Consider the following 12,022-nt stretch of genomic DNA (forward strand, 5'->3'; position numbering starts at 1 on the left):
ACCAGCACGGCAACCGTGCGTTTTGTACTCAGTCACGGGCTCCAACACCCAAGCGCGGGGCAAACTGCACGGTCTCGTCTGGCTACCACCAGACTTTACCGTACTGGTCAGTACTGAACATACAAGCGCGCCGCGTCACGCACGACCACACGCTGCAGAGCGCGCGCGGGTGCCGTAGACTGCGGTACGCGCGAGTGCGCATTTCACAACCCCTATCGCTTTCCGCCATGTTCACGCTGTCCAACGACCCTACCGCCTCCAAGGCCGATCAATACGCGATGCTCGTCGAGCAGGCGCGCGCGCTCGTCGAATCCGAACGCGACCTGACCGCGAATGCGGCGAATTTCTCCGCGCTCGTCTATCACTCGCTCGATCGCCTGAACTGGGCCGGCTTCTACTTCTTCGACGGCACCGAGCTCGTGGTCGGACCGTTCCAGGGCAAGCCCGCGTGCGTGCGGATCGCGCTCGGCAAGGGCGTGTGCGGCACGGCCGCGCAGACCCGCGAGACGCAGGTCGTGCGCGACGTGCACGACTTCCCCGGCCATATCGCATGCGATGCGGCGTCCGAATCGGAAATCGTCGTGCCGCTGGTCGCCGGCGACGGCACGCTGATCGGCGTGTGGGACGTCGACAGCCCGGTCGCCGCGCGCTTCGACGACGAAGACCGCCAAGGGATGGAAGCACTCTGTCGCGTGTTCGTCGAACACGCTTGGGAGAAGGCGCGCGGTTAAGCGCCGCGGCGTCGCGGCGCCGGCCGCCGTGAACGACACGGGCCCCGCGAAGGGGCCCGTTTCATTGCAACGCTTCCATTGCAACGCTACGCCGCCGTGCGCGGCGCACCCCTGCCAGTGTCAGGCAGCGTGCGTGCCCGGAAGCGCCGAGAACGCCTGGGGCTTCGCGTCCTCGGTGAGCACCTCGAAACCCGTTTCCGTCACGACGACCATGTGCTCCCATTGCGCGGACAGCGAATGGTCCTTCGTGACGACCGTCCAGCCGTCGGCCAGCACGTGGGTGTCGCGCTTGCCCGCGTTGAGCATCGGCTCGATCGTGAAGATCATCCCCGGCCGCAGCGGCAGGCCGGTGCCCGGGCGACCGTAATGCAGCACCTGCGGCTCGTCGTGATAGACGTCGCCGATGCCGTGCCCGCAATACTCGCGCACCACGCTGAACCCTTCACGATGGGCGACCTGCTGGATCGCATAACCGACGTCGCCGAGCGTCGCGCCGGGACGCACCGCGCGAATGCCGGCGTGCATTGCCTCGTAGGTCGCCGCGACGAGCCGCCGCGCGAGTTCGTTCGGTTCGCCGACGAAGTACATGCGGCTCGTATCGCCGAACCAGCCGTCCTTGATCACTGCGATGTCGAGGTTCACGATGTCGCCGTCGCGCATCGGCCGCGACGTCGGAATGCCGTGACAGACCACGTGGTTGACCGACGTGCACAGCGTCTTCGGATAGCCGTGGTAGCCGATGTTCGCGGGAATCGCGCCCAATTCGTCGATGATGTATTCGCGGCAGCGTGCGTCCAGCTCATCGGTGGTGACGCCCGGCTTCACGTACTCGGTGATCATCGTCAGCACCTGCGACGCGAGCTTCGCGGCTTCGCGCGACTTGGCGATTTCCGCGGCACCGCGGATCGGAATTTCGCGTTTCGCCATCACGCCACCTGCTCGATGCCGTGCGCGGCCGTCTCCGCCGGCCCCACGTCGCCGCCCCGCGCCTCGGCCTCGATCAACATCTTGCAGATGTCGCCGTAGGACAGCGCCGGGTTGAGTTCCGCCAGCATCCCGACACGCAGCCAGTGTTCGGCCTGCGCGTTGATCGAACGGCTCAACGCCGTGCTCATCGAGCGCAGCCGCTCATGCATATGCTCGGAAATCTTGATGATGCCCATATATCCCCAATTAAACGAAACGTAGCTGTTTCGTATATTACGCTGCGCATGACGACCGGGCAAGCCGTTCGTGTCTCGCCTCCCGCCGCCCCGCTGCGGGAAATACCGTTGACATCGAATTCCAGCTTGCTGGACAATAAATCCATTATGAAAGAATCAGCGATCACCGCGGCCGACGATACCGGCATCAACGAGCGCATTGCCCGGCGCGTGCGCGGCCTGCGCGCCGTTCGAGGCTACACGCTCGACACGCTGGCAGCGCGTTCCGGCGTCAGCCGTTCGATGATCTCGCTCATCGAACGCGCGTCGGCCAGCCCGACGGCCGTCGTGCTCGACAAGCTCGCGGCCGGCCTCGGCGTGTCGCTGGCCGGACTGTTCGGCGGCGACCGGGACGACGCGCCCGCCCAGCCGCTCGCACGGCGCGCGCAGCAGGCCGAATGGCGCGACCCGGCGTCCGGCTATGTGCGCCGCAACCTGTCGCCGGCCGGCTGGCCGTCGCCGATCCAGCTCGTCGAGGTCGATTTCCCGCCCGGCGCGCGCGTCGCGTACGACAGCGGCGGGCGCGAAAGCGCGCTGCATCAGCAGGTGTGGATCATCAGCGGCCGCGTCGACGTCACGTTCGGCGACGTGCTGCACGAACTTCACGAAGGCGACTGTCTGGCCATGCGGCTCGACCAGCCGCTGATCTTCAGCAATCCGTCGTCGCATGCCGCGCGCTATGTCGTCGCGATCTGCGATGCATCCGCCGCCGGCGTGCGGAGCACGTGACGCGCGCATCGTGTGTGGAACCGATTCAGAGCCAACAGGAAGGAACCCGTATGAATTCCCCGACGCAGCGCGACGACGTGCGCCTGATCGATTGCAGCGAGGCCGAACACGCGGCGGCCATCCTCGAGATCCTGAACGACGCGATCGTGAACTCGACCGCGCTGTACGACTATCGACCGCGCCCGCCGGAAGCGATGGTCACGTGGTTCGCGACGAAACGCGCGGGCGGCTTCCCGGTTTTCGGCGCCGTCGACGCAGCGGGCGAACTGCTCGGCTTCGCGAGCTGGGGTACGTTCCGCGCGTTTCCGGCGTTCAAGTACACGGTCGAACACAGCGTCTACGTGCGCAACGACCAGCGCGGTCGCGGGCTCGGCGAACGGCTGCTGCGCGAAGTGGTCCGGCGGGCGCGCGAAGCGCAGGTGCACGTGCTGGTCGGCTGCATCGACGCGACCAATGCCGGCAGCATCGCGCTGCATACGAAACTGGGGTTCGTGCACGCGGGCACGATCGCGGAGGCGGGCTTCAAGTTCGGCCGCTGGCTCGATGCGGCGTTCTATCAGTTGAAGCTCGAGACGCCGGCGCAGCCGGTGGATGGGTGATGATGGCTTGCGACACGTCGCGTGCGCCGTGCGCGACGGCTTCAGGTGATGCAGGAAACCTCTCTTCCGGTCGTCAGGCCGCAGGATCATGAGCTCACCGCCCGGCAATCGCGCGTATGGCCTCCGCAAAGACATCTGGCGCCTCGCGCGGGACGAAATGTCCTATTCCATGCAGCAGGCGGCGTTCATAATGCCCGGAAAAGTACCGCTCCTTGTTTTCAGAAGTGACGGGCAAATTGTCACGATCTTCCGCACCCTGGAGCATGATGGTGTCGACAGGGATCATCGGCGAAGCCGCCAATTGTCGTTCTATCTGCTCGTGCTGACTCGCGCCCGGCGCATCATGCCAGCGCTGTCGGTAAGCATGAAGGCTGATGTCGGCCCAGTCGGGATTGTCGAGAGAGCCGATCATGGCTTGAAAGTCGCTCTCCCTGTCGGGCCAAGCGGGTGACCAGCTGTGCCACAAGTATCTGCACAACCGTTCGCGATCCTCTCGATAGGCCTTCATTCCATACGTCGTCGCGACATACCACTCGTACCAATACGCATTGGCCAGTTCATAGGGCATTTCGTTGGCCGGCATCGCGGTGGCATAGCCCGCCGCGGCGGTAACCATACCGTTTATTCTTTCGGGAAACAGCGCCGCGACGCCGTACGCCGCGCGCGCTCCCCAGTCGTACCCGGCGAGGAGGACGTTCGTCAAATCCAGCGCTTCCACGAACTGCGACAAATCAAGGGTCAGCGCTGCAATTGCGCCGCTGCGCATCGTGTCGCCATTCAAGAAGCGCGTCGGTCCCGATCCACGCAGATAGGGCGCGTAGATTCGGAACTGCTGGGCACTCGATCCGAGGCCCAGGATAGTCTTGTCCCAGCACTGAACATCGTCGGGCCATCCGTGGACAAGGACCAGCGGCGGTCCGTCAAGCGGGCCCGATACTTCGTAGGCCACGTCGAGTTCGCCGGTGCGACATGTCAAGAAATTTCGTGGCGATCCGCGTGTGCCCCGCTCATTCGCATCTGAAGTCATATCGATCTCCGGAAAGACGATTCAAAGATGCCGGCAAGCAGCAGCATCGCTCATTCCCGTTCGACATGACTTCCGACCGAATTTCGCGCGCAACGATTCGTCATGGAATCGTGCGTCTACGTAGACGCACCGACATACCCGAGCCCAAAGTAACGTTGAGACTCCTGCTCGGGTCCAATCACCGTCAAATCGACGACTGGAAAGCGGAAACCTTGTTCCGACCGGCTGCCTTCGCGTAATACAACGCCTCGTCGGCCGCCTTGATGACCGCACCGGGATCGCCGTCCTGATCCGGTGTCCAACTCGCCAACCCGATGCTGGCAGTCACACGCCCGTATTCGCTTCCGGCGTGCTCGAGCGCCAGTTCGTTGATCGCCGCGCGTATTCGTTCAGCAGTCTGGGCTGCCCCCGTCGGTGGCGTGTCAGGGAGCAACACGACGAATTCCTCTCCGCCGTAGCGAGCCGCCGTATCGGTCGGTCGGCGAATGTTTTCGCCGATGCAGCGCGCGACTGCAGCCAGCGCATCGTCCCCCGCCTGGTGACCATAGGTGTCGTTGTAGGCTTTGAAACGATCGACATCGACAAACAGCAATGAAAAAACGGAATGGGCTCGTCGCGCACGGCGCCACTCCCGGTCCAGAACTTCCCCAAAACTGCGGCGATTGTTAAGACCGGTGAGCCCGTCGGTGCGTGCCAGCAACTCAAGCTCGGATTCCGCGCGCATCCGACGCCGCAGTTGCACACCGAGAAACACGGATAGCGCAATGAACGCTGCGCCGAACGTCGCAACCAGCAGGCCGATCGTCTCCGCACGACGTCGCCACGCAGCATAAATATCCTGCTCCGCCTCTGCGACCATGATGATCAGAGGCAGCGTCGGCAAATTCTTGAAGTAGTAGAGACGGCGCACGCCGTCGATCGATGCCGTTTCCGAGAATGAACCCTCGGGCGCGCTCCGGAAGCGCTGGAAGGTTGCCGCTTTGCCGATATCGCGACCGATGGTCCGGACGTCGTACGGCTGCCGCATGACCATGATGCCGTCCTTTCCGATCAGCGATATCGAGCCGTGTTGTCCCAATGACAACCCTGCGAACAGCTTGTGGAAATATTCAAGGTTGATGGCGATCAGCGCGATACCGGCAAACGAACCATCCGGATTCGATATGCGCCGCGACAGCGCAATGCTGAGCATACCGGCGCGCAAGCGCGACACGAATGGATCGCTGACGTAAAGCCCCACGTTCGGATTGTCGCGGTGGATCGTGAAGTATCTGCGATCGGCGAAATTGCCCTTGCGCGGCACGTCGTTGGCCGAATCCAGAATGATATTCCCGCCGGCATCGAGCACCAGTTGCGAACCGATGAATTGCGCCGTCATTGCATGATCGAACAGCGCTTCCCGCCGCAGCGCGGGCGCCGCAGCCATCACGTCAGGCCGCTGCAGGCCATGGATCAGCGCCTGCAAGGACAGATCGTAGAGTTCGAGGTTGCGCTCGATGTCGCGCTCGGCCATCAGGCCGAGATTGCGCGAGGTTTCGCTGGCCCGCTCCAGGGCGTCGTGACGGCTTTGGAATAGCTGTAGCACGCACAGGCCCATCAGCGCGCACGCGATCACGATACCGACTGCCACAACGAAATAAGGGGCTGCCGTCCGGTGTTGCATGGATCTCCTCGCTGCAAATTGTGCACATCCGGGTCGGACGTGATTTCGCATACAAAGTCTCGGTCTGGCGCATTGACATGTGCTGCACCAAACTGACCGCAACCGAAAACGGCTGGAGTCTATCGAACGTGATGCGCCGACAACCCGCTACCGGTCGCGCCCTCCTCCGAAATGATTAAATTACATGAGGAAACCACGCTTCCGGGAGAATATGTGAGGCGCGCCACGATCCGCACGCCGATCAAGATCCCGCCAGTTTCTGCTGACGGGCGAGCGAGGATGCCGCGACGATAGTCCCTGCCGGCATCCTCGGTGGAACTGCCCCACGGGCTGTGCGGCGTCATCCCTGAAGATGATCAGCCCGTTTCGTTCAGCCGCCTTTCCGCGCGCATGCTCAGAATGTCCGCGATGCTTTGGCGCCAGATGATCGAGTCCGCCGCATCAGTCGGCCCGTGCGTCGGGCAACCCGGTCGCGATCTCGCCGGGATTCGACCGGCCAGAGCCACCGCGCCACGCCGTGTCAGCTGGGCGCGACGAACGCACCCGCGGTGCCCTCCCAGAGGGCGCCCACAGCGCGACCTCTTCGTCCACGGGGGAAAGCGACGCAGAAAAAAGAAAAGCCCCGCCGAAGCGGGGCTTTTTCTGGAGGCGCGAGCCGGAGTCGAACCGGCCTAAACGGCTTTGCAGGCCGCTGCATAACCGCTTTGCTATCGCGCCAAAAGCGGACTGTCCGGATGCCGTGAGGCAAGCGACAGATTTTCATTCGAGGACCGGAGGTCCATCAAATAAAAAGGGAAGCGTGGCTTCCCCATTACTTGGAGCGGGAGACGAGACGTGTACTAGGACAGTAAGTCGTTGTTTCCCAAACACTTTCTTCGTTGGGCTGGCCAGCGAAGACCTCAATTGTAGCCTTGTTTTTCGTCCTCGGCAACAAATTCGTCCAAAGAGTTCCACGGACGTCCATAGAGCTGCACTCAGCACACCACACCCACGATCGGTACATCGTCGTAGGCGACTGCCTCGAACTCATCACCCACGCCCGGTTGTCTGCCCGCATCCATCATCGCGAAGACAACCCAGGTAGATGGTTCTGGTGATGGCACAAGTCGGATGCCACCTGGAAGCGCCAGCACCACAACTCACAGGCGACCTTCTGTCCAAGCTCCTTTGGAAGAACGCTCACGCTGGCCACCGCGTTCCCACACACGATTCTTTATCGATATATCAGGATGACGGGGCAAGCATGACAGGTGCGGGTTTGCTGCGTCCGGCTGGACATTGGGCGACGATTGCGGCCCCCTCGCGCTTCCTAAGACCGCTGGCATATCAGGTCATACCTAGACGGTTTTGCAGAAACCGTAACTTCTCACGACCCTGATAGCGTGAGCGTCGCTGTCGAGCCTACGTCCCGATGCTCGACCTTCTAATCGATGATTTTTGCACATCGAACACACGACGACTACCAGTTGCGCGAACTGGTGAGAAGTATTCAAACCACATGACGAAGCGGCCTTCGGGACCCACTTCCTACACAAGCGACAGGCCGACCATGAGGTCGGCGACAAAGGAGTCGGTCATGTAGTTCTTCTCCTGGAAGGAGACGGAGCATGCACGAGAACAAGAATGATGCACCAACATCAAAGGTGTTCTATCGCCCGATCGAAGCGTCCATCCGCTGGGCCGGGCTGCTGCGATACGAGCAGGTGATCCTGGCTTCGATTTCGTCGCCAAGGCGCCTGCCGCAGTCGTTGGACTGTCCACGTTGTGACGAGCTGCGGCTTTGCACCGAACGCATCTTCGACGGCATCCTCAATGGAGAACTGCCCTTCGGACGGAACGGCATCACGACGCGCGATTCCGCGCTGATCGACTCCCCTGATCTGACGGTGCGCCACGTCGATCTGAAGAGCTGGATGCGCCAGCACTATCCCGAGCAACGACCGTGCTTCCTCTTCTCCCGGAGCGAGCGCATCGCCCATCCCTTCATCTCGGTGGAAACTGGGCAGGCGATGCTAGTCGAGCGCCTGGCCCTGAAGTCCACCTTGGACCAGTACAAACGCCAACTGCATGAGTTGCAGGAAAAGCACGGGGCGCTTCTCAAGCAGATGGCGCCCTCTACTGGCGCACAGTGCCTGATCAGTGATCGCGCCGAAGCCACCTACCTGAACATTATCGGCAGCATGCTGGACCTGATGCTCGGCCAGTCGCCTTCGGGCGTGCCGTACTCCAGCTTCAAGACGCAGGAGGCGGTGGTCAGTGCATTGGTCGCCCATCACAGCGGCGCAATGGGGATCGCGGAGCGGACGCTAAACGGCAAGTTCGCCACGGCCAGACGCCGGCTGCGTAGCGCAACAGTCTGAGGTTTTCCATCTTGTATGTGCAATCGCGGAGATTGCATTTGCAATGTCTTTTCCCATCCATGTCTATTGAATGGAGGTCACGCCAACAAACGCCACTGAGCGTTCAGGAGTGACCGCCATGTCGCAAACACCTGCACTGCCCGCAAGCGAGCGCCGCATCCTGCGGCTTGATGAAGTCGAAACCAAGTCGGGTTTCAAACGCGCCCACATCTACAACCTGATGCGCAAAGGCCTGTTCCCGAAGGCGCTGCGCCTGGGCGTGCGCGCGGTCGGTTGGGACTCCATCGAGATCGATCAGTGGATCGCCGAGCGCGTCAACAACCGGGCCTGACCCGTTCTCCAGCGGACTTCCCATCCTCACACGGAGAACGCCATGCAGGTCGTATCCATCATTTCAACCAAAGGTGGCGTCGGCAAGACCACCACGGCCGCGAACCTCGGCGGGCTTGCCGCGGACGCGGGGCTGCGTGTACTGCTGCTCGACCTCGACGTGCAGCCCACCTTGTCCTCGTACTACGAGCTAGGCCACCGCGCACCTGGTGGCATCTACGAGTTGCTGGCCTTCAACGAGCGCGACCTCGGGCTGCTTGTGTCCCGCACGATCATCGAGGGCCTGGACTTGGTGCTCTCCAACGACCACCGAGGCGAGCTGAACACTTTGCTGCTGCACGCGCCGGATGGGCGCCTACGGTTGCGCCATCTCTTGCCGGTCCTGGCGCCTCTCTATGACCTGGTGCTGATCGACACCCAAGGTGCGCGCTCGGTGCTGCTGGAGATGGCGGTGCTCGCCTCCAACCTCGCGCTGTCGCCCGTGACCCCGGAAATTCTCGCGGCGCGCGAGCTGCGGCGCGGCACCATGCAGTTGCTCGAAGACATTGCGCCCTACCGGCACCTGGGCATCGAGCCTCCACCTCTGCATCTGCTCATCAATCGTGTCCACCCTGTGTCAGCCAATGCACGGCTGATCCAGCAGGCCCTGCGCGATCTTTTCCAGGACCACGCCGGCATCCGCGTGCTGGCTACCGACGTGCCGGCCATCGAGGCGTATCCGCGTGCAGCTACGCGCGGATTGCCAGTGCATCGGGTCGAATACCGCCAGCCGCCGGGCAGAGTCGCCCCCGCCGCGCTCGACACCATGCGCGGCCTCGCAGACGAACTATTTCCGCAATGGCGGCACCGATTTGCCATGGTGTCCGGCCGTCCGCCACACCCTCTTGATGCCGGGAGGTCCCATGGCGAACGCACATGAGCTTGCCCGTGGCCACAAGCGGCTTCGCGCCCTGATCGAGTTCGCGGTTGGCGAAGGTTGGCACGTCAAACGCACGCCTGGCGGCCACCTCAAGTTCACCAAGCCTGGCTGCGCCGCGATCTACACCAGCTCGACGGCCAGCGACCACCGGGCGACCCTGAATGCCCGTGCGCAAATCCGCCGCGCCGAGCGCGAGGCCCGATACCAAGCGCAGGGAGGCGGCCATGGCTGAGATCACCTCCCAGCAGATGGCCGGCAAGCTGCTCGCGGCCGGGTTCGAGCGTAGCGGCCCGTCAGCCTCGACCTTGAGCGACCCGATCGCCGACACACCCATGGTCGTGACCCTAGATCAGTTGCGCCCCTACGACCACGATCCCAGGAAAAAACGCAACCCGGCCTACGAGGAAATCAAGGCGTCCATCCGCGAGCGCGGTCTGGACGCGGCGCCGGCCATCACTCGCCGACCAGGTGAGGACCACTACATCATTCGCAACGGCGGAAATACGCGGCTGGCGATCCTGCGCGAACTATGGTCAGAGACCAAGGACGAGCGGTTTTTCCGTGTATCGTGCCTGTTCCGGCCGTGGCCCAGCCGCGGCGAAGTCGTCATGCTGACCGGCCACCTGGCCGAGAACGAATTGCGCGGGGGCCTCACGTTCATCGAGCGCGCCCTCGGCGTCGAGAAGGCGCGCGAGTTCTACGAGCAAGAAAGCGGCACTGCCTTGAGCCAGTCCGAGCTGGCCCGCCGCCTCGCCGCCGATGGCTTCCCGGTACAACAGTCGCACATCAGCCGCATGAACGACGCGGTGCAGTATCTCCTGCCCGCGATCCCGACCGTGCTCTATGGCGGTCTCGGTCGCCATCAGGTCGAACGCCTGTCGGTCATGCGCAAAGCCTGCATGCTCGCGTGGGAGCGCTACGCCAAGGGCCACCCACTGGTTCAGGACTTCGACGAATTTTTCCAGGACGTGCTGTCGCAATTCGACGTCCAGGCCGACGAGTTCTCCGCGCAGCGTGTACAGGACGAGCTGATCGGCCAGATGGCCGAGATGCTTGGTGTCGATTACGACGTGCTCGCCCTGGACATGACCGAATCCGAGAGCCGGCAGCGCGCCTTGGTCAGCGACCCAACGCCGCCCTCGACGCCGCCTGCGTTGCCGGAGCCGGGAACCATCGCGCGCCCACCTGCCAACACTGCGCCACCCATCGCAGGGGCTGCATCCGCAGCGCCGCCTGCAGGCCGACCTGCGGCAACGCCCTCGACGCGCGAGAGCGACACGGATGCCAGTCAGGCAAGTCCGGCCAACCCTGCGGTGGGTGGCGATCTGCTTCGGGAGCACATCGTCTCGCCGGCACCGACGACCGAACGGCTCCAGTCCATTCAGCGTATGGTCGCCGACCAGTTGGGTGATGCGCTGCCGCCAGACTTCTCGGTGAGCGTCTTGCAGTCCATCCCTGTGCAGGCTGGCGGGCTCTATCCGATCTCCGATGTCTGGTACATCGATCCCGGCCTGGACACAGCCGAGCGCCTGCGCATCCACATCGCACAGTTCGCCCGCGAAATCGCGGGCGAGGCAGACCTGGACGAGTGCATTGATGACCGTGCAGAGGGTATCGGTTTCGTCTGCCGGGCCCGCACCCAAAGCTCGGCGCCGCTGGGCCGTGCCGTCCTCGCGCTGTTAGCGTGCCTGGCCGGTCAGCGGCCCGCCGACGTCGGCCTGCACGACGGGCAAATCGTCATCGAACTGCCGGCGCTGCTGCACGGCCAGGGTGATGCGGCCCAGCGATTGAGCGATACCTCGCTGGTCAAGCTGTTCCGGCTGCTGCGGTTGGCCCGGCACCTGCTCGACCTTGAAGCCGGCGCTGCAGGCGTTGGAATTTGAGCGAGGGAGGCCAGCATGTCCGCACCACACCCACTCAACCAGGCCGTCATCGCCCAGGCCCTCTATGACTTGCGTAATGGGCAACTGCGCCGGTGCAAACTGATGGGGTTTGGCGAGGAAGAACTGGACGCCCTCAAGCATCCCGCGCTGATCAGCGTGCTCGCCAACGCTAACGTCTCCTGGTGCTCGGTGACGGTCAACCGCGAAGTGCTCCGGCGACTGCTCAAGCAGGCGCAGGACGTGGAGAAGGAAATCGCCACGGTCGATCGCATGCTCAGGCTGGGCGCGAGCACCGAGATGGTCAGTCGGTTCTATGGCCTGACCCATCAGGAGGTGGCGCTTCGCCGCGAAATCCTCGGCCTGCCGAAGCGCAAGGGCCGCCACCCCGTGCTGGATGAGAAACAGGACACGGAGCTGTGGCGGCAATGGAAGGCCGTGACCGGCAGCAGAAATGTCGATCTCGAAGACGAAACCTCCATCCTCGACGCCACCATGGACTTGGCCGAAGGCATGTCGCTGCCTCTGTCGGTGGTCTGGGCCTCGATCAAGAGCTGGGTCGATCAGGGATTGGGTTGAGCC

General features: G+C 63.3%; 13 protein-coding genes and 1 tRNA gene. 9 read left to right on the forward strand and 5 right to left on the reverse strand.

Going from position 1 to position 12,022, the window contains the following annotated elements; translation table 11 throughout:
* The first annotated feature begins 227 nt into the window (after positions 1 to 227).
* Complete coding sequence (locus H0X95_RS33395) at positions 228 to 731, forward strand: GAF domain-containing protein (RefSeq protein WP_196446369.1); 504 nt, start codon at positions 228 to 230, stop codon at positions 729 to 731.
* Between the two features lie 120 nt (positions 732 to 851).
* Here the strand turns inward: H0X95_RS33395 and map are convergent, their stop codons facing one another.
* Both map and H0X95_RS33405 read right to left on the reverse strand, forming a co-directional pair.
* Positions 852 to 1,658 carry a type I methionyl aminopeptidase gene (map, locus tag H0X95_RS33400; RefSeq protein ID WP_006482199.1) on the reverse strand — a complete coding sequence of 269 codons (807 nt, stop codon included), beginning with the start codon at positions 1,656 to 1,658 and terminating at the stop codon, positions 852 to 854.
* Complete coding sequence (locus H0X95_RS33405; protein WP_196446370.1) at positions 1,658 to 1,894, reverse strand: ParD-like family protein; 237 nt, start codon at positions 1,892 to 1,894, stop codon at positions 1,658 to 1,660. The genes map and H0X95_RS33405 overlap by 1 nt, the downstream gene beginning before the upstream one ends.
* Positions 1,895 to 2,041: 147 nt before the next feature.
* Between H0X95_RS33405 and H0X95_RS33410 the strand changes: the two genes are divergently transcribed.
* Positions 2,042 to 2,662 (forward strand): helix-turn-helix domain-containing protein, encoded by a 621-nt coding sequence (locus H0X95_RS33410; RefSeq protein WP_006493610.1) that lies wholly within the window; start codon positions 2,042 to 2,044, stop codon positions 2,660 to 2,662.
* Positions 2,663 to 2,712: 50 nt separating this feature from the next.
* Positions 2,713 to 3,261 (forward strand): GNAT family N-acetyltransferase, encoded by a 549-nt coding sequence (locus H0X95_RS33415; RefSeq protein ID WP_006482197.1) that lies wholly within the window; start codon positions 2,713 to 2,715, stop codon positions 3,259 to 3,261.
* A gap of 94 nt (positions 3,262 to 3,355) precedes the next feature.
* Here H0X95_RS33415 and H0X95_RS33420 read toward each other — a convergent pair whose 3' ends face one another.
* From H0X95_RS33420 to H0X95_RS33430, 3 genes are all read right to left on the reverse strand, one after another.
* On the reverse strand, positions 3,356 to 4,288 hold the full coding sequence (locus H0X95_RS33420) for an alpha/beta fold hydrolase (RefSeq protein WP_196446371.1): 933 nt from the start codon (positions 4,286 to 4,288) through the stop codon (positions 3,356 to 3,358).
* Between the two features lie 184 nt (positions 4,289 to 4,472).
* The gene (locus H0X95_RS33425) at positions 4,473 to 5,951 is read right to left on the reverse strand and encodes a sensor domain-containing diguanylate cyclase (protein ID WP_006497716.1); all 1,479 of its coding nucleotides are present in this window, start codon (positions 5,949 to 5,951) and stop codon (positions 4,473 to 4,475) included.
* 643 nt (positions 5,952 to 6,594) lie between these two features.
* Positions 6,595 to 6,668: transfer RNA gene (locus tag H0X95_RS33430), tRNA-Cys, on the reverse strand.
* 890 nt (positions 6,669 to 7,558) lie between these two features.
* Between H0X95_RS33430 and H0X95_RS33435 the strand changes: the two genes are divergently transcribed.
* The 6 genes from H0X95_RS33435 (at position 7,559) to H0X95_RS33460 (ending at position 12,019) form a co-directional block, all read left to right on the forward strand.
* Positions 7,559 to 8,311, forward strand: coding sequence for a hypothetical protein (locus H0X95_RS33435; RefSeq protein WP_023093477.1), 753 nt, complete (start codon positions 7,559 to 7,561; stop codon positions 8,309 to 8,311).
* Positions 8,312 to 8,429: 118 nt separating this feature from the next.
* The gene (locus H0X95_RS33440; RefSeq protein WP_009459729.1) at positions 8,430 to 8,642 is read left to right on the forward strand and encodes an AlpA family transcriptional regulator; all 213 of its coding nucleotides are present in this window, start codon (positions 8,430 to 8,432) and stop codon (positions 8,640 to 8,642) included.
* Between the two features lie 42 nt (positions 8,643 to 8,684).
* Positions 8,685 to 9,560, forward strand: coding sequence for a ParA family protein (locus tag H0X95_RS33445; RefSeq protein ID WP_023093476.1), 876 nt, complete (start codon positions 8,685 to 8,687; stop codon positions 9,558 to 9,560).
* Positions 9,544 to 9,792 carry a hypothetical protein gene (locus H0X95_RS33450; protein WP_019726333.1) on the forward strand — a complete coding sequence of 83 codons (249 nt, stop codon included), beginning with the start codon at positions 9,544 to 9,546 and terminating at the stop codon, positions 9,790 to 9,792. Before H0X95_RS33445 ends, H0X95_RS33450 begins: the two co-directional genes overlap by 17 nt.
* Positions 9,785 to 11,443 carry a ParB family protein gene (locus tag H0X95_RS33455; protein WP_023093475.1) on the forward strand — a complete coding sequence of 553 codons (1,659 nt, stop codon included), beginning with the start codon at positions 9,785 to 9,787 and terminating at the stop codon, positions 11,441 to 11,443. The genes H0X95_RS33450 and H0X95_RS33455 overlap by 8 nt, the downstream gene beginning before the upstream one ends.
* Before the next feature lie 15 nt (positions 11,444 to 11,458).
* Positions 11,459 to 12,019, forward strand: coding sequence for a DUF2857 domain-containing protein (locus H0X95_RS33460; protein WP_023093474.1), 561 nt, complete (start codon positions 11,459 to 11,461; stop codon positions 12,017 to 12,019).
* The last annotated feature ends 3 nt before the right edge of the window (positions 12,020 to 12,022 follow it).

The organism is Burkholderia sp. 9779_493 (assembly GCF_015712215.1).
Taxonomy (GTDB): domain Bacteria; phylum Pseudomonadota; class Gammaproteobacteria; order Burkholderiales; family Burkholderiaceae; genus Burkholderia; species Burkholderia cenocepacia.

Coding starts and splice junctions, on each gene's coding strand:
- H0X95_RS33395 (WP_196446369.1), top strand. CDS start 228: ATGTTCACGCTGTCCAACGACCCTACCGCCTCCAAGGCCGATCAATAC.
- map (WP_006482199.1), bottom strand. CDS start 1,658: ATGGCGAAACGCGAAATTCCGATCCGCGGTGCCGCGGAAATCGCCAAG.
- H0X95_RS33405 (WP_196446370.1), bottom strand. CDS start 1,894: ATGGGCATCATCAAGATTTCCGAGCATATGCATGAGCGGCTGCGCTCG.
- H0X95_RS33410 (WP_006493610.1), top strand. CDS start 2,042: ATGAAAGAATCAGCGATCACCGCGGCCGACGATACCGGCATCAACGAG.
- H0X95_RS33415 (WP_006482197.1), top strand. CDS start 2,713: ATGAATTCCCCGACGCAGCGCGACGACGTGCGCCTGATCGATTGCAGC.
- H0X95_RS33420 (WP_196446371.1), bottom strand. CDS start 4,288: ATGACTTCAGATGCGAATGAGCGGGGCACACGCGGATCGCCACGAAAT.
- H0X95_RS33425 (WP_006497716.1), bottom strand. CDS start 5,951: ATGCAACACCGGACGGCAGCCCCTTATTTCGTTGTGGCAGTCGGTATC.
- H0X95_RS33435 (WP_023093477.1), top strand. CDS start 7,559: ATGCACGAGAACAAGAATGATGCACCAACATCAAAGGTGTTCTATCGC.
- H0X95_RS33440 (WP_009459729.1), top strand. CDS start 8,430: ATGTCGCAAACACCTGCACTGCCCGCAAGCGAGCGCCGCATCCTGCGG.
- H0X95_RS33445 (WP_023093476.1), top strand. CDS start 8,685: ATGCAGGTCGTATCCATCATTTCAACCAAAGGTGGCGTCGGCAAGACC.
- H0X95_RS33450 (WP_019726333.1), top strand. CDS start 9,544: ATGGCGAACGCACATGAGCTTGCCCGTGGCCACAAGCGGCTTCGCGCC.
- H0X95_RS33455 (WP_023093475.1), top strand. CDS start 9,785: ATGGCTGAGATCACCTCCCAGCAGATGGCCGGCAAGCTGCTCGCGGCC.
- H0X95_RS33460 (WP_023093474.1), top strand. CDS start 11,459: ATGTCCGCACCACACCCACTCAACCAGGCCGTCATCGCCCAGGCCCTC.